Here is a 26,409-nt window from a genome sequence, read left to right as displayed (position 1 = left end):
CCCTCAGCGCAGCTTCGGGTCGAGGGCTTCGCGTACGGCGTCACCCATCATGATGAACGCCAGCACCGTGATACTCAGCATTCCTGCCGGGAAGAACAGCGTGTGCGGGTTGTTCCGGATGTCCTGCGTGGCCCTGGAGATGTCGCCGCCCCAGGAGATGGCGCCGTCGCCGAGACCGAGGCCCAGGTACGACAGCGTCGACTCGGCGACGATGTACGTGCCGAGCGAGATGGTCGCCACGACGATCACCGGGGCCAGCGCGTTCGGCAGGATGTGGCGGAACAGAATCCGCTTGGTCCCCGCGCCGAGCGCGCGCGCCGCCACCACGTAGTCGGCGTGCTTGGTCGTGATGACCGCGCCACGCATGACACGCGCGATCTGCGTCCAGCCGAGGAAGGCCAGCGCGCCCATGACGACCCACACCGTGCGGTCGGTGAAGGCGTTCAGGACGACCATCGCGCCGAGCAGGAACGGAATGCCGAAGAACACGTCGGTGAGCCGGGAGAGCAGGCTGTCCCAGAAGCCGCCGAAGTAGCCCGCGAGCATGCCGCACAGACCGCCGAAGAGGGTGACCAGGATGGTCACGCCGACGCCGACGAGGATCGAGTTGCGCGCGCCGAAGACGACACGGGCGTAGATGCTGCGGCCCGTCCTGTCGTATCCGAACCAGCCCTCCTGGAAGAACTGGCCGAGCTCGGGCTTGCCCAGGAAGTGCTTGACCTGGTCGCCACTGTCCGGGTCCGCGCCGGTGAACAGGCCGGGGAAGGCCGCCACCATCAGCAGGACCACGATCAGGAACGCGGATATGACGAAGAGCGGGTTGCTCCGCAGCTCCCGCCACGCGTCGCTCCACAGGCTGCGCGGCCTGCCCGGTGCGGGACCGGCGGCGATCGCGTCGACGGGAGAGTCCGGCGTCACGGTCTTGTCGTCCACGGCCGGGGACTTGGTGAGGTCAGGCATAACGGATCCTCGGGTCCAGGACCGCGTAAAGCAGGTCGACGATCAGGCTGGCTGCGAGGTACACGAGCACCAGGACGGTGACGACACCGACGATGACCGCGCCCTCGCGGCGGGCGAGAGCCTGGAAGAGGAGGTTGCCGACGCCCGTCACGTTGAAGATGCCCTCGGTGATGACCGCGCCACCCATCAGGGTGCCGACGTCCGTACCGAGGTAAGTCACCACGGGGATCAGCGAGTTGCGCAGCAGATGCCGGGTGATGATGCGCTGCCGCGGCAGGCCCTTGGCCACTGCCGTGCGCATGTAGTCCGCCTGGCGGTTCTCGGCGATCGACGTACGGGTCAGTCTCGCCACGTAGGCGAGGCCGACCATGCCGAGCACGATCGCGGGGACCATCAGCTGGGCCATGCTCTCGGAGTCCTGGACCGTGGGTGTGATCCACCCCAGTTCGTTGCCGAAGAAGAGCTGGGACAGCAGACCGACCACGAAGATCGGAACGGAGATCACCAGGAGCGTGAAGAGCGTGACCGTGTTGTCGACCAGACGGCCGCGCTTGATGCCGGCGAGCACGCCGAGCGTGATGCCGACGATGAGCTCGAACGTCCAGGCCATGGAGGCCAGTCGCATCGAGACCGGGAACGCCTGGGTGATTTCGTCGATGACGGGCCGGTTGCCGGCGATCGTCTTGCCGAAGTCCCCTTGCAGCAGATTGCCCATGTAGTGCAGGTACTGCTGCCAGAGCGGGAGATCCAGACCTCGGTCGTGGCGAATCTGCGCCACCTGCGCCGGGTCCGGCGGCTTGTCTCCCCACAGCGCCCTTACGGGGTCGCCGGGGAGCACGTTGACCATGATGAAGATCAACAGGGTTGTCCCGATGAAGACCGGGATCATCTGGAGCAGTCGCCGCGCGACATAACGCCCCATTGGTGCCTCCGTCCAATCCGAAGCCGCCCGAAGCGACGCCCGGGATCGCCGGGCGTCGCTTCGGGAACCGGGCTCCGACGCCTACTTCTCGAAGACCTCGATGTCGGTGAGGATCGGGTCGCCGGCCTGGTCGAACTCGACGTGCTTCACGTTCTTGGAGTACGCGGAGAGCGTCTTGTTGTACCAGAGCGGGATGCCCGGGAAGGTGTTGACGAGCTGCTTCTCAGCCTCGTTGTACAGCTCCGCGGACTCGTCGATCGTCTTGGCCGCGTCGGCCTTCTTGGTCAGCTCGTCGAACTTCTTGTCCGAGAAGCCGCCCTTGTTGCCGTCGACGCCCGTGCCGTAGAGGTCGGCGAGGAAGTTGCCGTTGAACGGGTAGTCGAGCACCCAGCCCGACCGGTACATCGCCTTGACCTGCTTCTTGTCCCGCACCTCGGTGTCGGCCTGGAAGTCGGTCTTCGGGTCGCCGACGCACTTCACGCCGGTCGACTTGGTGATGCTGTTGCACACCGCCGTGACCCAGCCCTCGTGCGGCTGGTCGGCGTTGTACTGGATGGAGATCTTGTTGCCGGGAACGCCGCCGCCGTCCTTGACGAACTGCTTGGCCTTCTTCGGGTTGAACTTGCAGAACTCACCGCAGGCACCGGCCTTGTAGCCCTTGACGCCCTTGGCGACCCAGCCGGTGGCGGACTCACGCGTACCGGCGAAGGTGGTCTTCGCGATGGTGTCGCGGTCGATGGCCATCGACAGGCCCTGGATGACCTTGACGTCCATGTCCTTGAACGTCTTGCTGTAGAAGGCCGGGTTGACCGTGTTGATCGCCGAGTAGTCGGACTCGATGGCACGGTCGCCGAAGTCCTGCTTGAAGTTGGCGAGCTCGCTGTCCGGGATCAGCGGCATCGTGTCGACGTTGTCCGAGCGCAGGTCGTTGTACGCGGCCTGCGGCGTCGTGTACGCCTTGAAGTTGATGCCGCCGTTCTTCGGCTTCTTGGCACCCTTGTAGCCGGACCAGGCCGTGACCTGGATCGACTTCTTGTGGTCCCAGCTCTTGAGCTTGTAGGGACCGTTGCCGACCGGCGCCTCGCCGTACTTCTTCGGGTCCTTCAGCGCTGCCGAGGGCATCGGGTAGAAGGGCGAGTAGACGAGCTTGTACGCGTAGTACGGGACGCCCGAGTTCAGCGTGATGGTGAAGGTGTTGTCGTCGACGACCTTCAGGCCGGACATGGTCTTGCCCGTGCCCTTCCCCTTCTCGGGGTGGACCTTGTCGTAGCCGACGATGTCGCGGTACCAGGCGCTGTTCTGCTGGCCGTTGGCCGGGTTCGCGGCCCAGTTCCAGGCGTCCACGTACGACTTGGCCGTGACGGCCTCGCCGTTGTGGAACTTCCAGCCCGACTTGAGCTTGACGGTCCACACCTTGTTGTCCTTGTCGGGGGTGACCGACTCGGCGTTCTCGTAGGTGATGTTCCCCTGCTTGTCGTAGTTGACAAGCCCCGTGAAGAGGGAGTTGATGACGACGCTGCCGTACGCCTCCATGGTGTTGGCGGGCTGCAAGGCGTTCTGCGGCTCACCGTTGGCGTAACTGACGATCCCCTTGGGGTCGACCTTGCCGCTGTTGCCGCTGCTGTCGTCGCCGCCACCACAGGCCGTTGCCGTCAGCGCCACGACACCCGCTATCGCGACCCACTTGGCGCTCTTGGCACCACGCATGGGGTTCCTCCTCATGAGTCCACTTGTTCACTACAAGAGGGGGTACGAGAATCCGCGCCGACACCCCTGACGGCGCGTGGATCGAAGTACCCCAGTGTGCTCGTGAGTCGGCGCTCCCCACAGCGCGTGACCCATTGACCCGAGCTATACGCGGTCAACTATTAGCCATGAGGTACCGCCCGACCACACCCTTTTGGTCTCGGTTCAATCACACCTGGTGCGTACAACTTCCAAAATCCGGACAAACCGATCCGAGATAGATGGTTGCGAAACGGACGTGTTACACATCTAACGGTCAACGCTGTCCGTATTCCGGACAGATGGCCCGGGAAAACCGGTTGCGGCGGTCCGGGCTCCAGGCGGTTCGCGGGGCCTTTTCGGGGTTGCCGGGCGGACGCGCGTAGATGCGCGGAGAGTCGCGGCCGCGGGCAGCAGTCGGAGAACCGCCTCCCCCGAAGTCCGGGCCAGCGTAGTGCCGCTGGGCCCCCGCAAAGGGGTAACCCCGGCAGACGCACGAGAGGCCGGTTTCCGCCCCTCCCTGGGGGAGGGGCGGAAACCGGCCTCGGAAGCCGAATTCGCCGAGCGTCAACGGCTGCTGTGCCGGGCCCGGGTTTTCACCGGGCTCTGCTCCGGCCTCAGCCGTGCTTGGCGCGCGAGGCGGAGCGGCCACGCTGCTTGGCGTCCAGGACGACCTTGCGGATACGCACGGTCTCCGGGGTCACCTCGATGCACTCGTCGTCGCGGCAGAACTCCAGGGACTGCTCAAGGGACAGCTTGCGGGCGGGCACGACGTTCTCGGTCGTGTCCGCGGAAGCCGCACGCATGTTGGTGAGCTTCTTCTCCTTGGTGATGTTCACGTCCATGTCGTCGGCGCGCGAGTTCTCGCCGACGATCATGCCCTCGTAGACCTCGGTGCCGGCCTCGGTGAAGATGACACCGCGCTCCTGGAGGTTGACCATCGCGAACGGCGTGACCGAACCCGAACGGTCCGCGACGAGCGAGCCGTTGTGGCGGGTGCGCAGGTCGCCGAACCACGGCTCGTGACCCTCGAAGATCGAGTGCGCGATGCCGGTGCCGCGGGTCTGGGTCAGGAACTCCGTACGGAAGCCGATGAGGCCACGCGACGGAACGATCCACTCCATGCGGATCCAGCCGGAGCCGTGGTTGGTCATCGTCTCCATGCGGCCCTTGCGGGTCGCCATCAGCTGCGTGATGGCGCCGAGGTGCTCCTCGGGCGAGTCGATGGTCATGCGCTCGATCGGCTCGTACGTCTTGCCGTCGATCTGCTTGGTGACGACCTCGGGCTTGCCGACGGTCAGCTCGAAGCCCTCGCGGCGCATCTGCTCGACCAGGATGGCGAGCGCGAGCTCACCACGGCCCTGGACCTCCCAGGCGTCGGGACGCTCGGTGTCCAGGACACGGAGCGAGACGTTACCGATGAGCTCCTTGTCCAGACGGTCCTTCACCTGGCGGGCGGTGACCTTGTGGCCCTTGCCGCCCTTGCCGACGAGCGGCGAGGTGTTGGTGCCGATGGTCATGGAGATCGCGGGCTCGTCGACCGTGATCAGCGGGAGCGCGATCGGGTTCTCGGGGTCGGCGAGGGTCTCACCGATCATGATCTCCGGGATACCGGCGATCGCGCAGATGTCACCGGGGCCCGCCTTCTCGGCGGGCTTGCGCGTGAGCGCCTCCGTCATCATCAGCTCGGTGATGCGGACGTTGGACTGCGAGCCGTCACGCTTGATCCAGGTGACGGTCTGGCCCTTGCGCAGCTCGCCCTGCTCGACGCGGCACAGCGCGATACGGCCGAGGAAGTTGTCGGCGTCGAGGTTCGTGACGTGGGCCTGGAGGGGCGCGTCCTCGTCGTACTTCGGGGCCGGGACGGTGTCCAGGATCGTGGAGAAGAACGGCTCCAGGTTCTCGCTGTCGGCCGGGACGGTGCCGTCCTCCGGCTTCGTCAGCGAGGCGACGCCGTCACGGGCGCAGGCGTAGACGATCGGGAACTCGATCTGGTCCTCGTCCGCGTCCAGGTCCAGGAACAGGTCGTACGTCTCGTCGACGACCTCGGCGATCCGGGAGTCCGGGCGGTCCGTCTTGTTGATGCACAGGATGACCGGCATCTTGGCCGCGAGGGCCTTGCGGAGCACGAAGCGGGTCTGCGGCAGCGGGCCCTCGGAGGCGTCCACGAGGAGCACCACCGCGTCCACCATCGACAGGCCGCGCTCGACCTCACCACCGAAGTCGGCGTGGCCGGGGGTGTCGATGATGTTGATGGTGATGACGTCGCCGCCATCCTTGGGGTGGTACTTGACGGCCGTGTTCTTGGCCAGGATCGTGATGCCCTTCTCACGCTCCAGGTCGTTCGAGTCCATCATGCGGTCGTCGAGGGACTCGGCTGCGTGCGCGGCGAAGGAGCCGGCCTGCTTGAGCATGGCGTCGACCAGGGTGGTCTTGCCGTGGTCGACGTGGGCGACGATGGCAACATTACGAATGTCATGGCGCGTGGGCATACGAGCTGCGCTTCTCCCGGGAAGAGTGGATGGCCGCGCGTACGGTCCGGCACGCGTGCCCTGCCGGGCAGAACACGCCACGGCCTCACCCCAGTCTACGTGCCTTGCGCGGGGGCGACCTCCGCGGGGCCTTGGCAGGGGTCTGACCAGGGGTTTCAGGGGTTCGGGGTGGCGCTGGAAAGCGGTTCGGGGTGCTGCTGGAAGCATCCGGGTCAAGCACAGGTCAATGGGTGGGAACGACCTTGCCCGCCGGGGGTGCCGGCGGGCAAGGGAGTTGAGCGGAATCTGAGCGTGATCTGTGCCGGAGCTACCAGCCTGACCTGCGGTGGAGCTACTTCGCCTCGGGCTTGCCCGAGGGTTCGGCGCCCGGCTTCAGGAAGCCCATGTCCTCGTAGTTCGGTACCTGGAAGCCAAACGCACCCGCGTTCGCCAGGTTCGTGCGGGCCGCCATCAGCTGGGGGCGCTGGTAGAGGGGGATGGAGCCGGCCTCGGCCCAGATGCGGGCGTCGGCCTTCTTGACCAGGGCGCGGCTCTCGTCCTCGTCGAGCTCCCCCATCGCCTGGTCGAACAGCTGGTCGATGTGGTCCGTACCGACCCGCGTGTAGTTCTGCTCGACGTTCAGCGAGCCGTCCGCGGCCGGCACCGGCTTGGCGAAGATCGGGCGCGCGTCCGTGGCCGGGAAGGCCGACGCGGGCCAGGAGTAGAGGGCCAGGTCGTACTGACCGGACGCGATGTGGTCCTTGAAGTAGCTGTCGTCGGCGACCTTCGCCGTCTCCGTGCGGATCCCGATCTTCTCCAGCATCCGCGAGATCCGGTCGGCCACCGTCCGCAGCGACTCCGAGCCCTCGCCGGACGGCAGCACGAAGCGGAGGGTGAGGGGCTTGCCGTCCTTGGCCATCGGGCCGCCCGCCGCGGAGCCCTTGGGAGCCGCCGTGCCCTTGGGGGCGTACGCGCCGGGCGCTCCGCCCTTCGCGGCCTTCTTCTCGGCCTTCTTCTCGGCGCGCTGCCTGGCGTGACCGCCGGGGTCCTTCTTCTTCTCCTTGTCCGCCTCGCGCTGGGTCGTGAGGGACGCCGCCTGGCGGGTCAGCGCCGCCTGCTGGTACGCCGCCGCCGGTGCGGGGGCGAGCACCGAGGTGCCGCTGTCGCCCGGCTTCTGGTCGTCCTCGCCGACGACGTACGTGCCGTCGTCACCCGAGTCCTCCCCGCCGTCCGAATCCTCCGCCGCGTCCTGCGCTCCATCGGATCCGGAGTCCGCCTTCGCCTTCTTTGCGTCCGCCTCTCCCCCGGCCGTCTTCCCCTTCGGCTCCTTCACCGGGCCGCCTTGCGTCCACCCCGCGTCCGCGAGCAGCGCCCGCGCCTCCGCGGTGTCCTGGTCGCCGAGGGCCCCGCTGTTGTCCGCGTACGCCTGCTGCCCGGCGAGCGCCAGGTGGCTGCCGACCGGCTTGGCGGGCAGGCCGAGCGGCGTCAGGACCGCCTTGGCGAGCTCCTCGCGGTCGAGGGCGCGGGCCACCGCGCGGCGCACCCGGTCGTCGGCGAGCGGGCCCTCGGTGCCGTTGAGGGCGAGCTGGGTGTAGGCGGGTTCGAGGGACTTGCGGACGGTGTAGCCCCGCAGGCCGGTCTGCTCGGTGGCGTACTTCTCGATCGCCTTGCCGGTCCGCCGGCGGGCCTGCTGCTCGCTGTCGGCCGACTCCTCGTCGGAGCCGTGGGCGATCGCCCAGGAGCGCAGCGCCTTGGCGGGGGTCAGCCGAGCCTCGGGGCCATGGCTGAGCGGGCCCTGGACGCCCTGGTCCCGGGCGGCGTTCGTGATGCGCCGGGCCTCGGGGGCGTCGATCTCGGCCAGGTCGACCTTGCCCTGGGCGAGCGCGGCGGCCCGCTCCTCGCGCGCCACCTCGCGCAGGACCAGCTTGGAGAGCTTCGCGGGCCTGCCCCACCAGCGCGGGTTGCGCACCAGCGTGACCTCTTCCGCCTTGCTGTCGAAGTCCTGCACCGCGAACGGGCCGGCGCTCACCTTGAGCTTGCGCCGCGCTCCGTCGTTGAAGGTGTCAGGAGTGCCCATGACCTCCTTCGGATACAGCGGAGAGAAGAGCGAACGCCAGTCCGCGTAGGGCTTGTTGAAGGTGACGCGAACCTCCAGGTTGTCCGCGCCGCGCTCGATCTTCTCGATGCGGTCGTAGCCCGCGTTGCGTGCCGTCCAGTACGCGCTGTCCTTGCCGGACAGGGCGCGCTGCTGGGCCGCGAAGTCATCGGCGCCGATCTCCCGGCCGTCGCTCCACACCGCCTGCTGGTTGAGCTTGTAGAGCACGACCTGCTTGGGCTCGCGCTCGACGACCTTCGCGGATTCCAGGTAGTCCGTGTTCTGCTGCGCCCTGCCCTGCGCGTCGAGGCGGAACATCGAAGGCAGGACCGCGCCGGCGATCCGTGACGTGCCCGCGTCCGCATCCGACTGGAAGGAGTTGAGGGTCTCCGGCATCGCGTCGACGGCCCAGTTCATGGTCCCGCCGTCGGCGACGAGGTCCCGGCCCGCGGGCGCGATGTCCTGGCCGGCGGTCGGGGAGCCTGCCTCGTCCTGGGAGCTGCAGGCGGCGAGGGCGGGCAGGGCTAGCACGCCCGTGGCGAGGAACACGGCAGATCTCAGTCTGGCGCGGTCTGGGGACATGACGGGTACCTCCGGGGCTCGCCCGGCCGCCCGCTACCAGGACCGGGCCGGGTTTGATCACGTTTGGCGGTATATGGAGCTGATCACATCTATCGATCCACTGAAGGGGACGGGGCTCGGCACACAAGGACGACACGGCGCGGGGGCGCCAGATCCCACTCGTGCGGCCCAACCCCGCGTGACCGAGCGTGACGAGGGCCTCGGCCCGCGCCCTGAGGCATGTCGGGGCGGCGGCGTACACCCCGGCGTGTTCCAGCGGCGCGTTTCAGCGCGTACGAGCCGGGAATCCCGGCAGATCCCTTCACAAGCCGGGATGTGACGCGCGACACTCGCAGGCGCATGAACGTTGCCGCCGCACCCCTGAAGTGAGGGCAAGTCATGGCTCTGCAGGATGATCTGACGGCTGTTCAGCGATGCCTCGACGATCTGGTCCGCACCGTCGGCAAGCTGGAGCAGCAGGTCGACGAGGGTTCCCGAGGCGGTCTCGCCGGGATCGACGTGCGCCGCGTCCGCACGGACGCCGACCACCTGCGCGAGAGCGTCGCGCTGCTGCGCGACGCCGCGACTCCGGGCCCGGCCATAGCCCCGCAGAAGCGGACCGACCTGGTCACCATCCCCGATACGCCCTACGACAGCTCTCTGTGGACGGGCGCGGACGACGAGGGCCTCGGCGCGAGCGACCGGCACGCACCTTGAACCATCCAGCGCGCCCTGAGCACCCGGGACGACCGAGCCCGGCCGCCCAACCTGAGGACAAAGGAGTGGAGCCTCGTTGGCCACTGGCACGGAACCCCAGCTGAAAAGCGGTCAGGAACCCGGCGGCGTACGAGCGGCGACGCGCGCCGCGATCAGCGCTGCCCATCTGCGGACCGACCGCTGGTGGCTGGCGCCCGCCGCGACCGCCGCCGGCCTCTTCGCCTTCATCGTCTACTCGACCTGGCGGGCCTTCGCGAACGCGGACTACTACGCGGCGCCCTATGTCTCACCGTTCTACTCGCCGTGCCTCGCCGAGAACTGCGAGCCGATGCGGTCGGGGCCCAACTGGGAGATATTCGGGAGCTGGTGGGGCCTCTCCCCCGCCCTGCTGATCCTGATCTTCCCGCTCGGCTTCCGCCTGACCTGCTACTACTACCGCAAGGCGTACTACCGCGGCTTCTGGGCGTCACCGCCCGCCTGCGCGGTCGCCGAGCCACACAAGAAGTACTCCGGAGAGACCCGTTTCCCGCTCATCCTGCAGAACATCCACCGCTACTTCTTCTACGCGGCGGTTCCGGTGGCGGGCATCCTCACGTACGACACCGTGCTCTCGTTCCGCGACGAGCACTACGAGTGGGGCCACATGGGCCTCGGCACCCTCGTCATGCTGGTCAACATCGTGCTGATCTGGGCGTACACCCTCTCCTGCCACTCCTGCCGGCACATCGTCGGCGGCAAGCTCAAGCACTTCTCCAAGCACCCCGTGCGCTACCGCATGTGGCAGTGGGTCGGCAAACTGAATGCCCGTCACATGCTGCTCGCCTGGGCCTCCTTGGTGAGTGTGGCGCTCGCCGACTTCTACGTGTATCTGATCGCGTCCGGCGCCTTCGACGATCCGAGGTTGTTCTGATGTCTCAAGTGGAGCGGCAGCAGTGGGATGTTGTCGTGGTGGGAGCCGGCGGAGCGGGCCTGCGGGCCGCGATCGAGGCGCGTGAGCAGGGCGCCCGTACCGCCGTGATCTGCAAGTCCCTGTTCGGCAAGGCCCATACGGTGATGGCCGAGGGCGGCATCGCGGCCTCCATGGGCAACGTGAACTCCGGCGACAACTGGCAGGTGCACTTCCGCGACACCCTGCGCGGCGGCAAGTTCCTCAACCAGTGGCGGATGGCCGAGCTGCACGCGCGAGAAGCCCCCGATCGCGTATGGGAGTTGGAGACCTGGGGCGCCCTGTTCGACCGTACGGCGGACGGGCGCATCTCCCAGCGCAACTTCGGGGGGCACGAGTACCCCCGCCTCGCGCACGTGGGCGACCGGACCGGCCTCGAACTGATCCGTACGCTCCAGCAGAAGATCGTCTCCCTGCAGCAGGAGGACGAGCGCGAGTTCGGCGACCACGAAGCACGGTTGAAGGTCTTCCAGGAGTGCACGGTCACCCGCGTACTCAAGGAGGGCGAGCGGGTCAGCGGCACGTTCTGCTACGACCGCGAGTCCGGCCGCTTCTTCGTGCTCGAGGCCCCGAGCGTGGTCCTTGCGACCGGCGGCATCGGCAAGTCCTTCAAGGTGACGTCCAACTCGTGGGAGTACACGGGCGACGGCCACGCGCTCGCGCTGCTCGCCGGTGCGCCGCTCCTGAACATGGAGTTCGTGCAGTTCCACCCGACGGGGATGGTCTGGCCGCCCTCGGTGAAGGGCATCCTGGTCACCGAGTCGGTGCGCGGCGACGGCGGGGTACTGCGCAACTCCGAGGGCAAGCGGTTCATGTTCGACTACGTGCCGGACGTCTTCAAGGAGAAGTACGCGCAGTCGGAGGACGAGGGCGACCGCTGGTACGAGGACCCGGACAACAACCGGCGGCCTCCGGAACTGCTGCCGCGCGACGAGGTGGCGCGCGCGATCAACTCGGAGGTGAAGGCGGGCCGCGGCTCGCCGCACGGCGGGGTCTACCTCGACGTGTCGACGCGCATGCCCGCCGAGGTCATCCGGCGCCGACTCCCGTCCATGTACCACCAGTTCAAGGAGCTGGCGGACGTCGACATCACCGCCGAGGCGATGGAGGTCGGACCGACCTGCCACTACGTGATGGGCGGCATCGCGGTCGAGTCGGACACGGCGGCTGCGGTGCGCGTACCGGGTCTGTACGCGGCCGGCGAGGTCGCCGGCGGCATGCACGGCTCCAACCGGCTCGGCGGCAACTCCCTCTCCGACCTGCTCGTCTTCGGCCGGCGCGCGGGGCTGCACGCGGCGCGGTACGCGGCCGGGCTCACCGGAGCAGGCGTCAGGCCGGTGATCGACGAGGTCCAGGTGGACACCGCGGCCGCCGAGGCACTGCGGCCGTTCAGCGCGGAGGGCCCCGAGGACGGGGCGACGCCGGAGAATCCGTACACCCTCCACCAGGAACTCCAGCAGACGATGAACGACCTGGTCGGCATCATCCGCCGCGAGGCCGAGATGGAGCAGGCCCTGGGGAAGCTGGCGGAACTGCGGGTGCGGGCACGGCGGGCCGGTGTCGAGGGCCACCGCCAGTTCAACCCCGGCTGGCACCTCGCGCTCGACCTGCGCAACATGCTCCTGGTCAGTGAGTGCGTGGCGCGGGCCGCCCTGGAGCGCACGGAGAGCCGGGGCGGACACACCCGCGAGGACCATCCGGGGATGAACCGCGAATGGCGCCGCGCGAATCTGCTCTGCCAGCTCACGGACCCCTCCGGCGGGCTGGCGGCGACGGATCCCGTGCGCGGCCAGATCGATCTGGTGCGGGTCACCACCGAGCCCATCCGTCCCGACCTGCTTGCTCTCTTCGAGAAGGAAGAGCTGGTCAAGTACCTGGCCGAAGAGGAGCTTTACGAGTGAGTACGTCTACGTCCGCGTCCACGCCGAGTTCCACCTCGTACGACGCACGGTTCCGGGTCTGGCGCGGGGACGTCGGGGGCGGCGACCTGGCGGACTTCAAGGTCGAGGTCAACGAGGGCGAGGTCGTCCTCGACATCATCCACCGCCTGCAGGCGACCCAGGCCCCCGACCTCGCGGTGCGCTGGAACTGCAAGGCGGGCAAGTGCGGTTCGTGCTCGGCGGAGGTCAACGGCCGGCCGCGGCTGATGTGCATGACGCGGATGTCGGTGTTCAGCCGCGAGGACGTCATCACGGTGACACCGCTGCGGGCCTTCCCCGTGGTGCGGGACCTGGTCACGGACGTCGGCTTCAACTACACGAAGGCGCGGGAGGTGCCGTCCTTCGTGCCGCCGGCGGGCCTCGGACCCGGCGAGTACCGCATGATGCAGGCGGATGTGGACCGCTCCCAGGAGTTCCGCAAGTGCATCGAGTGCTTCCTGTGCCAGGACACGTGCCATGTGGTGCGCGACCACGAGGAGAACAAGGCGGCGTTCGCGGGGCCGCGCTTCCTGATGCGGGTCGCGGAGCTGGACATGCACCCGCTGGACGCGGCCGAGGAGGCGGGCATCGACCGCAAGCAGACCGCCCAGGACGAGCACGGACTCGGCTACTGCAACATCACCAAGTGCTGTACGGAGGTATGTCCGGAGGGCATCAAGATCACGGACAATGCGCTGATTCCGTTGAAGGAACGGGCAGTTGACCGGAAGTACGATCCGCTGGTGTGGCTCGGGAACAAGATCCGGCGGCGCGGGGAGCAGTAGGGGCGTGGGGGTGAACCCCGTTGGGTGTGGGGGTAAACCCCCACACCCAAGACTCGTGATTTCCCCCATGGTCACGGGGGGCGGGGCGAGATCAGCATGGAGGCATGAACAATTCCTCGGCTTTGACGCGACGCTCGGTGCTGGGACTTGCCGCAGCCGGTCTGGCGGTGACGGTGCTCGCCGCCCCGGCCCCCGCGCAGGCGGGGCCCATGGGCATCGAGGCGAAACTCCCCGCGCCCACGGGACCGCACCGGATCGGCACGGTGTCGGCTCGCGTCGTCGACACCTCGCGGCACGACCCCTGGGTGACGTCCGTGCCGTACCGAGAGCTGATGATCAGCGTCTGGTATCCGGCGGCGGGAAGTCCGAAGGGCGCGGGACACCGTCTCGCCCCGTACATGGCGCCCGGCGCGGCTGAGCGCTGGAACGCGAGATCGCCCCACGGCATCCCCAAGGACGCGATCGACTTCGCGGCGACGCGTACGCACGCGCGAGAGGGAGCCCCGGCCGACACGAGCGAGGGGCGCCGTCCGGTCCTGCTGTACGCGGCGGGCGCCAACGACCCGCGCACCTGGGGTACTTCGGTGGTCGAGGAGCTGGCGAGCCGGGGCTATGTGGTGGTGACGATCGACCACACCTATGAGGCGCCGGGGGTGCAGTTCCCCGACGGCTCGGTCAAGGACGACGCCCCGCTCATCAAGGCCCTCGAGGAGGCGCAGCGGAACGAAGCGGTGCCCGCGCTGCTCAAGAAGGTGCTCGACGTCCGGGTGGCCGACTCGAAGTTCGTACTGGACCGCCTCGGCTCGCTTCCGAACGGCCTCTCCAGGGTCGTGGACCACAAGCGGGTGGGCATGTTCGGCCAGTCGGCGGGCGGCATCGCGGCTGCCGAGACCATGTACGAGGACGCCCGGGTCAAGGCGGGCATGAACATGGATGGCACCCTGGAGAACAACCCCGAACCGAACGGCACGAACCTGACGCCGGTGGCCCAGCACGGCCTGAGCGGCCCGTTCCTCCTCATGGGAAGGCAGGGCAGCGACCGTACGACGGAACCGTCGTGGCGCGCGTTCTGGTCCCACTCGACCGGCTGGAAGCGGAACCTGACCCTGCGAGGCTCGGTGCACCAGACGTACTCGGACCTCGCCGCGCTGCTCCCGCAGGCCGGTGTGGACGGCAAGGTCATCGAGGAGAACATCGGCTCGGTGGACCCGAGCCGCGCGGTGGCAGCGGAGCGGGCGTACGCGACGTCGTTCTTCGACCGCTGGCTGCGAGGCCGGAACGACCACCTCCTTGACGGGCCTTCGGGGAAGTACCCGGAGGTGGAGTTCGCGGGGTGAGGCGCCATCCCGCTGCGCGAGGCATGGAGGCGTCTTACGCTCCCGGGATGGGGATGACTGATCGGCTGCTCGGTACCGGACGCACCGCGGATGTCTTCGCGCTGGACGACACATGGGTGCTGCGTCGGTATCGGGACGGGACCGACGCGACGGACGAGGCCGCCGTCATGACGTATCTGTCGGAGCACGGCTACCCCGTACCGCGGGTCCGCCCGGCCGAGCCCGGGTCACGGCGTACCGACCTGGTCATGGGGCGGCTGTCGGGGCCGACCATGGCGCAGGCCGCGATGCGGGGTGCGATCACGCCGGAGGAGGCGGCCGTGGTCCTTGCCCGGTTGCTGCACACGCTGCACGCCCTTCCTGCCCGCTCGTCCACCTCGCCCACGGACCGCGTCCTGCACCTCGACCTCCACCCGGAGAACGTGATCCTCACGCCGGAGGGCCCCGTGGTGATCGACTGGACCACCACGGAGGAGGGCCCGCCGGGCCTCGACTGGGCGATGTCGGCGCTGATCCTCGCGGAGGTCGCGGTGAGCGGGAGGCCTGAGGCCGCGGGGTCACGTGTCGCTCTGGCCACGCTCCTGACGGATGCGGCGGTCGACGTCAGGGCCACGGCCGACAGCCACCTGGCGGAGGCCCGCGCGCGCCGGGCGGCGAATCCGACGCTGGGGGCGGACGAGGTGCGGTGGCTGGATGCGGCGGTGGAACTGGTGCTGGAGTAGCGCCGGGGGCCCGGGGCGGGAGAGGGGCACTGGAGAGAGACGCCGCCCTCCCCACGGGCCGCACACCGCGGGCCGCGCCCCCCGGTCGCGCACCCCCCAAGACGGTCATACGCTCCCAAATGTGACGCCGCCCTCGCACATAGCCGTGCGGGCGACAGCGGTAGCCGGCGCACTGCTCACGTGGTGCCTGCTGCTCCTGTCCGCCCCCGTGGCACTCGCCGCCCCGGCCGACGACCCGGTCACGCTCTCGCGTGACGGCCAGATCACCGACAAGGTGGGCGCGCTCGGCGACCGCGAGGAGGCCACCGCGCGGGCACTCGACCGGCTCTACGACGACCGCGGCCTCCAGCTCTTCGTCGTCTACGTTCGGGACTTCTCCGGGCGCGGCTCGCAGGACTGGGCGGATGCCACCGCCGAGCGCAACGGGCTCGGCCTGGACGACGTGCTGCTCGCCGTGGCCACGCACGACCGCCAGTACGCCTACTCCGCGGACGCCGATTCCCGGCTCACCGAGGCCCAGCTCCAGGACGTCGCGACCACCGCGATCAAGCCCGCGCTGCGGCAGAACGACTGGGCCGGCGCGGCCATCGGCGCCGCGAACGGCTACAGCGCGGTGCTCTCCGGCGGGCCCGTCCCGACCCCGGCGATCACCCCGGGAGCGGCGGATCCGGGCGGCGGCGGCAGCAGCGGGGACGAGACGGCCACCGGCGACCTCGTCCTGCCCATCGTGGTGGTCGGCGGCGCGGGCGCCCTTGCGGCGGTCGCGTACAGCCGCCGCAAGCGGCGCACCAACACGCGTACGACGCCCGGAGGCGGCGGCTGGGGCAAGGGGGCGGCGGGCGAGGGGCCGACTCCGCTCCCGGAGCTCGACAAGCAGAGCAAGCAGCTCCTGGTGGAGACCGACGACGCGATCCGCACCAGCGCTGAGGAACTCGGTTTCGCCACCGCGCAGTTCGGCGACGAGGCGGTGCGGCCCTTCACGGACGCGCTCGCGTACGCGCGCTCCGAGCTGACCACAGCCTTCAAGCTGCGCCAGCAGCTGGACGACGCCTATCCGGAGGACGACGCGACCCGGCGCACCATGCTGGACGAGATCGTCGCGCGCTGCACCGAGGCGGGCCGCCGCCTCGACGCCGAAGCGGCCGGCTTCGACCAACTGCGCGCCCTCGAACGCGACGTCACGGGGGCCCTGGACCACGCCGAGCAGGTGTTCAGGGAGGTCACGGCCCGCACCACCGCGGCGGACACCACCCTCGGCGCGATCCGCGAACAGTACGCGGCGCCCGCCTCGGCGCCCGTCCTCGGCCATGTGGAGCAGGCCAAGGACCGTCTCCTCTTCGCCACGACGCATCTGAACGAGGCCCGCCAGGCCATCGACGCGGGCGACAACGGCAAGGCCGCCGTCCATCTACGGGCCGCCGAAGGCGCCGTCGACCAGGCGGGCACCTTCGTGGACGCCGTCGACCGGCTCGCCGACGAGCTCGCGCTGGCCGCGGAGAAGCTCCCCGCCGCGCTCACCGAGACGGAGACCGACCTCGCCGAGGCGCGCGGCCTCCTCGAAGGCACCACGGCGGGAGCCTCCACGGCCGACCTGCACGGCCGCATCGCCCGCGCCCAGACGGTGGTCGCCGAGGTCCGCAAGAAGATGGCCGCGGGCCCGCACGACCCGATCGACGCCCTGCGCAGGGTCGAGGAGGCCGACGCGCTCCTCGACGAGTCCCTCGCGGGCGCCCGCGAACGCGAGGTCACCAGGCAGCGCGCCGCCACCCTCCTCGGCCAGGCCCTGCTCACCGCGCGCAGCGCCGTGGGAACGGCGGCGGACTTCATCGGCACGCACCGGGGCGGGGTGGGCAGCGAGGCGCGGACCCGTCTGGCCGAGGCCCAGCGGCACCTCTCGGGCGCGCAGGCCGCCCAGGACACCGATGCCTCCGCGGCGCTCGCCGAGGCCCAACAGGCCGACGCCCTGGCCCGGCAGGCCCAGCAGCTCGCCGAACGCGACGTACGCGGCTACGGCAACCCTTACGGAGGCGTCGGCGGGCGCGGCGGCGGCATGGGCGGCGCGGTACTCGGCGGCATCATCCTCGGCGAGCTCTTCGGAGGCGGGGGCCGCGGGATGGGCGGAGGGGGCTTCGGAGGGGGCGGCTTCGGGGGAGGCGGCTTCGGAGGCGGCGGCCCCGGAAGCTTCGGCGGCGGGGGGACCCGGGGGCGGATGGGCGGGGGCGGAAGGTTCTGAGCCATGCCCGCCCTGCCCCTCTCCCACCACCCCTCATATGAAGGAGCCCGTCATGACCAAGCAGACGATCCTCGGCCGCGTGGCCCAGCTCGCCAAGGCCAACATCAACTCCGTCCTCGATCAGGCCGAGGACCCGCAGAAGATGCTCGACCAGCTGATCCGCGACTACACGAACAACATCCGGGAGGCCGAGGAGGCGGTCGCGACCACCATCGGCAATCTGCGGATGCTGGAACTGGACCACAAGGAGGACCAGGACGCCGCCGCCGAATGGGGCACCAAGGCGGTCGCCGCCAGCAAGAAGGCGGACGAGCTGCGATCGGGCGGCAGTGCCGTGGAAGCCGACAAGTTCGACGGCCTCGCCAAGGTCGCGCTGCAGCGGCAGCTGCAGTCCGAGCGGGAGGCCAAGGACGCCGAGCCGACGATCGCCTCGCAGGCCGAGGTCGTCGACAAGCTGAAGTCCGGCCTCGACCAGATGAAGGCCAAGCTGACCCAGCTCCAGTCGAAGCGCGACCAACTGATCGCCCGTTCCAAGACCGCGCAGGCGCAGAACCAGATGATGGACGCCGCCCAGAACATCAATGTCCTCGATCCGGCCAGCGAGTTGAGCCGCTTCGAGGACAAGGTGCGCCGCGAGGAGGCCAAGGCGCTGGGGAAGCAGGAGCTCGCCGCATCCTCCTTGGACGCGCAGTTCGAGCAGCTGGACAGCCTGGGTGACACGGCGGAGGTCGAAGCCCGCCTGGCCGCCCTCAAAGCGACCACATGACCACGTAGAGGCACTCAGAACAGACTGAGCAGCGCCTCCGCCGCGTCCATCGGCTCCACCCCGCTGTCCGGCAACGGCATCTCGAACCACACCGTCTTGCCGCGCGGCGTCCTGCGCGAGCCCCACGCGGCGCTCAGCAGGCCGACGAGCTGCAGCCCGCGCCCACCCTCGTCCGTGTCGCGCGCCCGGCGGCGGCGCGGCTGGACGAGGCCCGCGTCCCACACCTCGCACACCAGGGTGCGATCCAGCAGGAGCCGCAACCGGATGTCGCCCTCGCCGTACCGGAGCGCGTTGGTGACGAGCTCGCTGACCAGCAGTTCGGTCGTGTCGCAGAGGGGTTCCAGGTCCCAGGTGCGCAGCTGCGCGCAGGCCAGTTCGCGGGCCCGGCCCACCGACTTCGGGTCACGCGGCAGCGTCCAGTCGCCGACGGCCTCGGCGGGCAGGCCCTGGATGCGCGCCATGAGCAGCGCGATGTCGTCCTCCCCGTGGTGGGTGTCGAGGGTGTTCAGGACGTGGTCGCAGACGTCCTCAAGGGCGGGCGCGGAGTCGTCGAGGGCGCGTACGAACGCGTTCAGGCCCTCGTCCAGGGGGTGGTCGCGGGATTCGACGAGCCCGTCCGTGTAGAGCGCGAGCAGGGCGCCCTCGGGCAGCTCGACCTCGACCTCCTCGAAGGGCTCACCGCCGACGCCCAGCGGCATGCCGGGCGGCACGTCGAGCATGAGCGGCGATTCGCCGGGCTCGACGAGTACGGGCGGCAGGTGGCCGGCGTTGGCGAAGGTGCAGCGGCGCGTGACGGCGTCGTAGACCGCGTAGACGCAGGTGGCGAGGTAGACCTCCGAGAGGTCCGTCCCGTTCGCGGAACGCGTCTGGCGGGCCGCTCTGGTGGCCTGCTGGGTGCCCGAGGGGTCGCCGAGGCCGCGGGCGATCTCATCGAGCGCGGAGAGTACCTCGGCGGGCTCCAGGTCGAGGAGCGCCAAGGTGCGTACGGCGGTGCGCAGTTCGCCCATGGCGACGGCGGCGCGCAGGCCGCGGCCCATGACGTCACCGACGACCAGGGCGGTGCGGTGGCCCGGCAGTTCGATGACGTCGAACCAGTCGCCGCCGACTTCGGTGGCCGCGTTGCCCGGCAGATAGCGGCAGGCGATGTCCAGGCCGGACGCCTCGGGATCGCCCGGCGGCAGCAGGGAGCGCTGCAGTATCAGCGCGCGTTCGTGCTCGCGGCGGTAGAGGCGTGCGTTGTCGATACAGACGGCGGCGCGCGCGGCGAGCTCGACGGCGAGGGCGCGATCGCGCTCCCCGAAGGGCTCGCTCCCCTTGGTGCGGGAGAACTGGGCGAGGCCGACGACGGTGTCGTGGGCGACCATCGGCACGGCGAGCGTCGACTGGATGAGCCCCCCGGTGAGCCTGCTCGCGGAGCCGTCGTCGGCCGCGGAGACGAGCCGCGGCCGTGCCGTGCGCAGGGCGTCGGCGCAGGGCGATGTGAAGGCGAAGCGGTGCACGGCGCCCACGTCGACGGGGTGGCCGCCCTCCGGGAAGGGCGCGTCGGCGACTGCGCTGGCGAAGGCGACGCGGCGCAGCTCGGCGCTGCCGTCGGCGAGGCCGGGAGGTGTCTCGTCGCCGACGAGCAACCCCTGGTAGAGGTCTACGGAGGCGAGGTCGCAGAAGCCGGGGACGGTGACGTCGAGCAGCTCGCGCGCGGTCGTCTCCAGGTCGAGGGAGTTGCCGATCCGGGCGCCCGCCTCGTTGAGCAGGGCGAGGTTGCGGCGGGCGTGGGCGGCTTCGCGGGCGGCGGCGTGCCGTCGGGTGACGTCGGTGCCGAGGCCCGCGACGCCGATGGGCCGGCCCGAACCGCTGTGCACGCGGTAGAGGTTGATCGACCAGTGGCGGCGTTCGTTGCTGCCGGGGGCGGGGCCGACGATCTGCATGTCCGTGACGGAGTCGCCGGTCTCCAGGACGCGCTTGAGGGCGGCGGCCATGCGGTCGGCCTCGTGCCGCGGCAGATAGTCGTGGACGGTGCGGCCGCGGTGCTCCTCGACGCCGCCGCCGAAGACCGCGGCGAAGCGGCGGTTGGCCCGCTGCACCTTCAGGTCCGTGCCGAACAGCAGGAAACCGAAGGGAGATTGGCCGAAAATGGCCTGCGAGGCGGCGAGGTCGGTCTCGATCTGCCGGAGCGCCCGCACGTCGACGACGATGCAGACGGCGGCCCGCTCGCCCTCCTCCGTCTCGGTCGGCATCACATAGACCTCGGCGATGCCCTCGGAGCCCTTGTGGGTCTCCGCGTCGGACCCGTCGGACCCGTCGGACCGCGCGGGCGCCCGGAAGGGAACGGATCCGGTCCACTCCCTGCCGTCCAGGATCTCCGCCATCTTGCGGTGCCCGCTGCTGCGCAGCTCGGACGGGACGAAGGCCTCGATCGGGTCCCTGCCCACGGCGTCGTCGGCGGCCACTCCGAACAGCCGCTCGGCCCGCAGGCTCCACTGGTCGATGAGACCGTCGGGGCCTATCGAGAACGAGGCCACCTTGATGTAGTCGTAGATCGAACCGGGTGGACTGCTCTGCCACATCACATCATCCGCAGCTTCGCCCCTGGCGTCACCCGACGGCCCGTCCTGCTCCGTCGCCTTCGCTGGTATCTCGCTCACGCGAACCGTCCCCTCCAGCTCACCACGTCCGGCACCGGTCACCGGATGCGGCTGCCCGCAGTATCCAGCACTACGGAGCCACGCCACACGGCGTTCACGATCACAGCACGGACTCAACTCTTTTTGGCCCGTGACCGTCTTGTGTCTGTCCCACGCTGCCAGTCTTCTAACCCGGCAGCACCAGCTCGAACCACACCGTCTTCCCCGTCTTCCCCGTCCTGCCCTGTCGCGTCCCCCAGCGTCGCGACGCGCGGGCCACCAACTGGATACCCCTGCCCCCCTCGTCATCAGGTGTGGTGTCACGCTCCCGGGGCGGGTCGGGGAGCGGATCGGACACCTCCACGAGGAGGGTGCCCGAAGGCCCGGCCGGGCGTACGAGCCGTACCCCGATGGGGCCTGACGCGTGCCGCAGGGAGTTGGTCACCAGTTCGCTCACGAGGAGCACGGTGATGTCACCGAGGGCGGCCAGGCCCCAGGCACCGAGCTGCTTGCGGACGACGGCACGGGCCATGCGCACGGCGCCCGGGTCCGCGGGAAAATCCCACTCGGCGCAGTCGCCTTCGGTGTCGATCACGCCGATCACTTCCAGACCAGCAACAGCGGACCCTTGTCCGGTTTCATGGGGTTAATGGGCACATACCCGATATCCCGGCGGAACTACCGCTTACCTGGGCGCACAGTGGCACGAACGGCGTAGGTGGGGCTCAAGTGTGGGGAGGCATGACCTCGCGCGCTCCCCCTGCTAACGGCACTTCATCGCGACCGCCACCGCCGGGACGTCCGCGTCCAGCCAGTCAACCGACCAGACCTCGTCCGGCGAGAGCCAGCGCAGTTCGTCGTGGTCCTCCAGGGGCTCGGGGGCTCCGGACAGGAGCTTCGCCGTCCACACCCACAGGACGTACCCCGGCTTGAGCGGCCACTCCCCCGGCACCCTCGCCACCGGCTCGGCGGCGACGCCCAGCTCTTCGCGCAGCTCTCGCACCAGGGCTTCCTCGGGGTGCTCGCCCGGCTCGACCTTCCCGCCGGGCAGTTCCCAGCGGCCCGCGAGCTCAGGGGGCGCGCTGCGCCGCGCGGCCAGCAGGCGGCCGTCCTCGTACAGGGCGGCGCCCACCACGATCCGTTCCGTCATGCGGCGGAGCCTATGCGGTCAGCGCGCGCTGCCGTTCTGGCTCAGCTTCTCCACGCTGTACAGCTGGCGGCGGCCGTGGTCGTCGAGGCTTTCCGCGATCTTCTCGGCCTCGGCCTTCGTCGCGTACCTGCCCACCCTGTAGCGGTTGCCGTTGTCATCCTGACGTATCACGAGCCAGGGAAGTACGGCCGTTCCGTCATTCATCGCGCCCCTCCGCTCGCCGCCCCCGGCGCGCGCCACGCCTCGATCAGTAAGGAAACCGCAATCCGCATATGCCCGAGCCTACGCCCGACCTTTACTCAGCGGATACGACTTTGCACAAAGAGGTACGCAATTGGCCAACGCCGAGGGGGCGCACCTGTCGGATGCGCCCCCTGGTGGCACCGGTTCGTGCCGAGGCTGACTGTTCGGGCGTTACGGAAGTTGAGCGCGCGTCACCTCGTGGTCCCCATGAACAGACGGGCCCGCCCGGACTTCGGGCGTGCGCCGGAGCGCTCCGTCACCTCACCGGCAGGTGATATGCGATGCGATACCGGTCCGCGGGCACCACGACGTCGGCCGTCTCGACCGGTTTGCCCGACGCGAAGTACGTCCGTTGCACGACGATCACCACATGCCCGGGGACACCGCCGAGCGCCATGAGCTCCTCCGCAAGCCCCGGGCGCGCGCCGACCTCCTCCGCGACGTTGTCCACGACCACGTCGATGGCCGCCATCCGCTCGACCACTCCGCAGCCGCCGAGCGGCCCTTCCTCGGGAAGCATCACCGGAGTGCGTCCGGTGACGGCGAGGGGCTCCCAGGAGGTGGAGAGCATCATCACCTCGCCCGCGTCGCGGTAGACGTACTTGGTGCACATGACGCGGTCGCCCGCGCGGATGCCAAGACGCTCGGCGATCGCACTCCTGGCCTCCACCTGCTCGCTGCGCGACTCCCAGGTGCCGCGCGCGCCGTCCTCCGCCTGCTCCTGACGGAAGGGCGTCGAGCCGCCGGACGCTCGGTAGCCGGTGCGGGCCACGCGGCGGGGCACGGGGCGCTCGCGCACATAGGTGCCGGATCCGGAACGTCCTTCGACCAGACCTTCGGCCATCAGGACCTTGCGGGCCTCCAGAGCGACCGTGTCCGACACCCCGTACTCCTCGCGGATTCTGGCCTGCGAAGGGAGCCGGGTGTGCGGCGGCAGCGAACCGTCGACGATCTTCTTGCGGAGATCACCCGCGACACGCAGATACGCCGGCTGTTCACCGAAAGTCACTGGCCACTCCCATCAGGTTGACAGACAGCAACAGCCTGGCAACCGTGGGTTGTTGACCGCAACCCAAGGCCAAGGAATCACCCGAAGTGATGATTTTGAGGTGTGCAGGGCTTTACGCAGGGGCTTTCCGCGGCTATGGCGATCACTTTCCCGGGGCAGTCCGGGGGAGGGCGTCGGTCAAGCGCTCTCGCCGCGGATGGCGAGGAAGCGGGAGATCGCCGATCTGGCGATCTGACTCCCCCAGCCGCCCCAGTTCACGTCGAAGCAGTGGTCGGCCCAGGGGAGTTCGACATACGTCGACGGCGCCCCGGCCGCGTCAAGGCGCCGCGCCAGCTCGCGCGCCTGCGCCACCGGCACCGCCCGGTCCGCGCTGCCGTGCAGCAGGAGCGTGGGCGGCACATCGGCCCGTACGAGCTTCGCGGGCGAACCGAGCAGGTAGCGAGCGGGGACGGCCTTCGCCGAACCGCCCATCAGCCGCGGGATCATGGGGTCGCCGCGCAGCGCGGTCCCGGCGATGAGGCGTGCCATGTCGGTCGGCCCGTAGAGGGAGATCACCCCGGCGACCGAGCTGTCACGCACCGCACAGGACGCGGGGACGCGGTCATCACCCTCCGTATAGGCGGCCGCGAGCGCGAGATTTCCGCCCGCCGAACTCCCCGCGAGCACAAGGCGGTCGGGATCGATGCCGAACACGCGCGCGTGCCGCCGCAGCCAGCCCACGGCGCACTTCACGTCGCCGATCTGATCGAGCTGGGTCACGCGGGGCGCGAGCCGGTAGTCGATGTCGAAGACCGACCAGCCCCGCGCGTTGAACCACCGGTTCCACGCCGGGCTCTGGCTGCGGTGTCCCTTGTTCCAGCCTCCCCCGTGCACCCAGACCACGGCCGGGTGACGCACCCCCGCCCGCTTCGGCAGGGTCCAGAGGTCCAGCTTCTCGCGACGCTCACCGATACGCGCGTAGCGGCGGGTGCGGTCGCCGTCGGGGGCCTTGGCGTAGTTGACGCCCTCGAAGTAGGCGCTGGGTGCCAGGGGTTGCCCGTGGTCCCGGGCGGTGCGGTAGGCGGCGGCGTACGGCATGACGCCGTACACGAGTGCGACGAACGCGGTCAGGACGGCCAACCCGGCGCACCAGGGGTGACGCCGCCCCGCGGCCACTCCGGCGACCAGGCCGATGACCGCGGGCGGCACGAGCGCGAGCCCCCAGGAGGTGACCGCCGCCGCGACGAGCACCAGGAGGGAGACGCGGGGCAGCGGGGAGGCGACGAGCACGACGAGGGCGGCGTTCAGGAGGGCGACGGCGACGAGGAGCCAGCGGGTCAGGTGCGCGAGGCGCGAAACCCTGGGCCCGTTCCTGCCGTTGCGGCTGCCCCTTCGGGGAGAGTCCGATGCCGCGGGCCCCGGAGTGCGGCGGCCCGCGACGGCCGGCGTCACGACAGTCGTCACGCCGAAGAACTATCACAGAAGCGGACAAAAGGCCCTTAAGGTGAGCGGCCTCGTCATACGACCGCGCCTTCACGCGACGCACCTCGCCCTCGCGGCGGGCCGGGTCGACGACCCGGAGCCCTTCCCCGAGGGCGAGAGCGCGCACGTACGGGAGCAGCTCAGCTCAAGGCCCGCGGCCTAGAACTGCAGCGCCCAGGAGTCGATCCTGCCGACGTCCTGCGCCGCGTTGTCACTCACCCGCAGCTTCCACGTGCCGTTGGCCGTCTCCGACGACGCGTTCACCGTGTACGTGGTGTTGATGTCGTCGGAACTACCGCCGGTTCCATAGCCCTTCAGCGTGTACGCGCTGCCGTCGGGCGCGATCAGCTGCACCTGGAGGTCACCCACGTAGGTGTGCTTGATGGCTACCGGCACGCTCAGGGCGGCGGGGGCGGAGCCCGGGACGCCGCTCACGGTGACCGGGGACTCGGCCGTGGCGTTGTCGTTGATCGCGTAGTCGGTCGCGTTCTCGAACTTGGGGCCCGGAGGGTTCGTCGAGCCGGGGCCCACGTTCAGGAGGCGGTTGGGCGAGCCCGACCCGGGACTGGTGACGACGCCGGTGGAGGCCGCGCTGACCAGCGCCGCGGACACCTGCGCCGGGGTCGCCGCGCGGTTGTCCGCGAGATAGAGCGCCGCGGCACCCGCGGTGTGCGGGGAGGCCATCGACGTACCCGAGATGGTGTTCGTCGCCGTGTCGTTGGTGTTCCAGGCCGAGGTGATGGACGAGCCGGGCGCGAACAGGTCGAGGACGCTGCCGAAGTTGGAGTAGCTCGCCTTGGCGTCGGTGCTCGTGGTGGCGCCGACCGTGATGGCCTCGGTCACACGCGCGGGAGAGCGCGTCGAGGCGTTGACGGACTCGTTGCCGGCCGCGACGGCGAAGGTGATGCCGGACGCGATGGCGTTGCGTACGGCCGTGTCCAGTGCGCTGTCGGCGCCGCCGCCGAGCGACATGTTCGCGACGGCGGGCTTGACCGCGTTCCTGGCGACCCAGTCGATGCCGGCGACGACCTGCGCGGTGGTGCCTGAGCCCTGGTTGTTCAGGACGCGCACGCCGACGATCTTCGCCTTCTTGGCCACGCCGTGCAGGGTTCCGCCGACGGTGCCGGCGACATGCGTGCCGTGGCCGTGGCCGTCCTGTGCGGTGTTGTCGTTGTCGATGGCGTCATAGCCGTAGGAGGCGCGTCCGCCGAAGTCGCTGTGGCTGATGCGGACTCCGGTGTCGATGACGTACGCCGTGACGCCCTCACCGGCGGAGTCCGGATAGGTGTACGAGTTGTTCAGCGGGAGCGTCTTCTGGTCGATGCGGTCCAGGCCCCAGGACGGCGGGTTGGGCTGGGTGGCGTCGACGGTGAACGTCCGGTTCTGCACGACGGACGCGACCGCCGGGTCCGCGGCGAACTTCTTCGCCTCGGCCGCGGAGAGCTCGACCGCGTAGCCGTTGAGAACCTTCTTGTACGTGCGGTCGATCTCGGCGCCGTACTTCTCGGCCAGCGCCCTGCCCTCCTCGGAGCCCGCCTTCGCGGCGTCCTCGTCGAGGCTGACTATGTAGCTGCCCGGTATCGCCCCGGGGGCCCCGGCGTTCTCGATCGTGCCTTCGGCCTGACCCGGCTGAGCGGTCGCCGGGAGGGCGGAGACGACGCCGAGGGTGAGGGCCAGGGCCGCTGTCGTGCTGATCCCGGCCAGTCTTCGGCGGGTATGACGCATCACTGCCATCTGAGGGGTCCTCCTCAATAGGTGGTGCGCTG

At 69.8% G+C, this 26,409-nt stretch carries 21 protein-coding genes; 9 read left to right on the top strand and 12 right to left on the bottom strand.

The features are described 5' to 3' along the window. Window positions 1-3: 3 nt before the first annotated feature. The 5 genes from ACZ5WE_RS16970 to ACZ5WE_RS16950 form a co-directional block, all read right to left on the bottom strand. Window positions 4-960: an ABC transporter permease gene (locus ACZ5WE_RS16970; RefSeq protein WP_467688727.1), complete on the bottom strand. Its 957-nt coding sequence runs from the start codon at window positions 958-960 to the stop codon at window positions 4-6. Beyond that, complete coding sequence (locus tag ACZ5WE_RS16965) at window positions 953-1,882, bottom strand: ABC transporter permease (RefSeq protein WP_467688725.1); 930 nt, start codon at window positions 1,880-1,882, stop codon at window positions 953-955. Before ACZ5WE_RS16965 ends, ACZ5WE_RS16970 begins: the two co-directional genes overlap by 8 nt. An 81-nt stretch (window positions 1,883-1,963) precedes the next feature. Next, on the bottom strand, window positions 1,964-3,589 hold the full coding sequence (locus ACZ5WE_RS16960; protein ID WP_467688724.1) for a peptide ABC transporter substrate-binding protein: 1,626 nt from the start codon (window positions 3,587-3,589) through the stop codon (window positions 1,964-1,966). Window positions 3,590-4,224: 635 nt separating this feature from the next. Beyond that, window positions 4,225-6,099, bottom strand: coding sequence for a translational GTPase TypA (typA, locus tag ACZ5WE_RS16955; RefSeq protein WP_467688722.1), 1,875 nt, complete (start codon window positions 6,097-6,099; stop codon window positions 4,225-4,227). Between the two features lie 331 nt (window positions 6,100-6,430). Continuing rightward, window positions 6,431-8,755 carry an ABC transporter family substrate-binding protein gene (locus ACZ5WE_RS16950; RefSeq protein WP_467688720.1) on the bottom strand — a complete coding sequence of 775 codons (2,325 nt, stop codon included), beginning with the start codon at window positions 8,753-8,755 and terminating at the stop codon, window positions 6,431-6,433. Window positions 8,756-9,133: 378 nt separating this feature from the next. Here ACZ5WE_RS16950 and ACZ5WE_RS16945 point away from each other — a divergent pair, with 378 nt between their 5' ends. From ACZ5WE_RS16945 to ACZ5WE_RS16910, 8 genes are all read left to right on the top strand, one after another. Beyond that, complete coding sequence (locus tag ACZ5WE_RS16945) at window positions 9,134-9,451, top strand: hypothetical protein (protein ID WP_467688718.1); 318 nt, start codon at window positions 9,134-9,136, stop codon at window positions 9,449-9,451. Between the two features lie 76 nt (window positions 9,452-9,527). Then, complete coding sequence (locus ACZ5WE_RS16940) at window positions 9,528-10,361, top strand: hypothetical protein (RefSeq protein WP_467688716.1); 834 nt, start codon at window positions 9,528-9,530, stop codon at window positions 10,359-10,361. Further along, window positions 10,361-12,298, top strand: coding sequence for a fumarate reductase/succinate dehydrogenase flavoprotein subunit (locus ACZ5WE_RS16935; RefSeq protein WP_467688714.1), 1,938 nt, complete (start codon window positions 10,361-10,363; stop codon window positions 12,296-12,298). Before ACZ5WE_RS16940 ends, ACZ5WE_RS16935 begins: the two co-directional genes overlap by 1 nt. Next, a complete protein-coding gene (locus ACZ5WE_RS16930) occupies window positions 12,295-13,101 on the top strand; it encodes a succinate dehydrogenase/fumarate reductase iron-sulfur subunit (RefSeq protein WP_467688712.1) in 807 nt (268 codons plus the stop codon). Before ACZ5WE_RS16935 ends, ACZ5WE_RS16930 begins: the two co-directional genes overlap by 4 nt. Before the next feature lie 104 nt (window positions 13,102-13,205). Further along, complete coding sequence (locus ACZ5WE_RS16925; protein ID WP_467688711.1) at window positions 13,206-14,438, top strand: alpha/beta hydrolase; 1,233 nt, start codon at window positions 13,206-13,208, stop codon at window positions 14,436-14,438. Window positions 14,439-14,485: 47 nt separating this feature from the next. Then, window positions 14,486-15,160, top strand: coding sequence for a phosphotransferase (locus ACZ5WE_RS16920; protein WP_467688709.1), 675 nt, complete (start codon window positions 14,486-14,488; stop codon window positions 15,158-15,160). A 121-nt stretch (window positions 15,161-15,281) separates the two neighbouring features. Beyond that, on the top strand, window positions 15,282-17,393 hold the full coding sequence (locus ACZ5WE_RS16915; RefSeq protein WP_467688707.1) for a TPM domain-containing protein: 2,112 nt from the start codon (window positions 15,282-15,284) through the stop codon (window positions 17,391-17,393). Window positions 17,394-17,445: 52 nt separating this feature from the next. Further along, window positions 17,446-18,159 (top strand): PspA/IM30 family protein, encoded by a 714-nt coding sequence (locus ACZ5WE_RS16910; RefSeq protein ID WP_467688705.1) that lies wholly within the window; start codon window positions 17,446-17,448, stop codon window positions 18,157-18,159. A 14-nt stretch (window positions 18,160-18,173) separates the two neighbouring features. Here the strand turns inward: ACZ5WE_RS16910 and ACZ5WE_RS16905 are convergent, their stop codons facing one another. The 6 genes from ACZ5WE_RS16905 to ACZ5WE_RS16880 form a co-directional block, all read right to left on the bottom strand. After that, window positions 18,174-20,801 (bottom strand): SpoIIE family protein phosphatase, encoded by a 2,628-nt coding sequence (locus ACZ5WE_RS16905; protein WP_467688703.1) that lies wholly within the window; start codon window positions 20,799-20,801, stop codon window positions 18,174-18,176. A 166-nt stretch (window positions 20,802-20,967) separates the two neighbouring features. After that, a complete protein-coding gene (locus tag ACZ5WE_RS16900) occupies window positions 20,968-21,384 on the bottom strand; it encodes an ATP-binding protein (protein WP_467688701.1) in 417 nt (138 codons plus the stop codon). Between the two features lie 159 nt (window positions 21,385-21,543). Continuing rightward, window positions 21,544-21,930: a (deoxy)nucleoside triphosphate pyrophosphohydrolase gene (locus ACZ5WE_RS16895; protein WP_467688699.1), complete on the bottom strand. Its 387-nt coding sequence runs from the start codon at window positions 21,928-21,930 to the stop codon at window positions 21,544-21,546. An 18-nt stretch (window positions 21,931-21,948) separates the two neighbouring features. After that, window positions 21,949-22,134: an SPOR domain-containing protein gene (locus ACZ5WE_RS16890; RefSeq protein WP_467688697.1), complete on the bottom strand. Its 186-nt coding sequence runs from the start codon at window positions 22,132-22,134 to the stop codon at window positions 21,949-21,951. Between the two features lie 295 nt (window positions 22,135-22,429). Continuing rightward, a complete protein-coding gene (locus ACZ5WE_RS16885) occupies window positions 22,430-23,182 on the bottom strand; it encodes a GntR family transcriptional regulator (RefSeq protein WP_467688695.1) in 753 nt (250 codons plus the stop codon). 177 nt (window positions 23,183-23,359) lie between these two features. Next, a complete protein-coding gene (locus ACZ5WE_RS16880) occupies window positions 23,360-24,625 on the bottom strand; it encodes an alpha/beta hydrolase fold domain-containing protein (protein WP_467688693.1) in 1,266 nt (421 codons plus the stop codon). Between the two features lie 40 nt (window positions 24,626-24,665). Between ACZ5WE_RS16880 and ACZ5WE_RS16875 the strand changes: the two genes are divergently transcribed. After that, window positions 24,666-24,806 carry a hypothetical protein gene (locus ACZ5WE_RS16875; protein WP_467688691.1) on the top strand — a complete coding sequence of 47 codons (141 nt, stop codon included), beginning with the start codon at window positions 24,666-24,668 and terminating at the stop codon, window positions 24,804-24,806. Here ACZ5WE_RS16875 and ACZ5WE_RS16870 read toward each other — a convergent pair. Beyond that, the gene (locus ACZ5WE_RS16870; protein ID WP_467688690.1) at window positions 24,803-26,377 is read right to left on the bottom strand and encodes a S8 family peptidase; all 1,575 of its coding nucleotides are present in this window, start codon (window positions 26,375-26,377) and stop codon (window positions 24,803-24,805) included. The genes ACZ5WE_RS16875 and ACZ5WE_RS16870 overlap by 4 nt on opposite strands. Window positions 26,378-26,409: the final 32 nt, after the last annotated feature.

Source organism: Streptomyces sp. NPDC033180, assembly GCF_055577645.1.
Note: the sequence above shows the minus strand (reverse complement) of the source record. Positions and strands in the feature narration are given on the sequence as shown.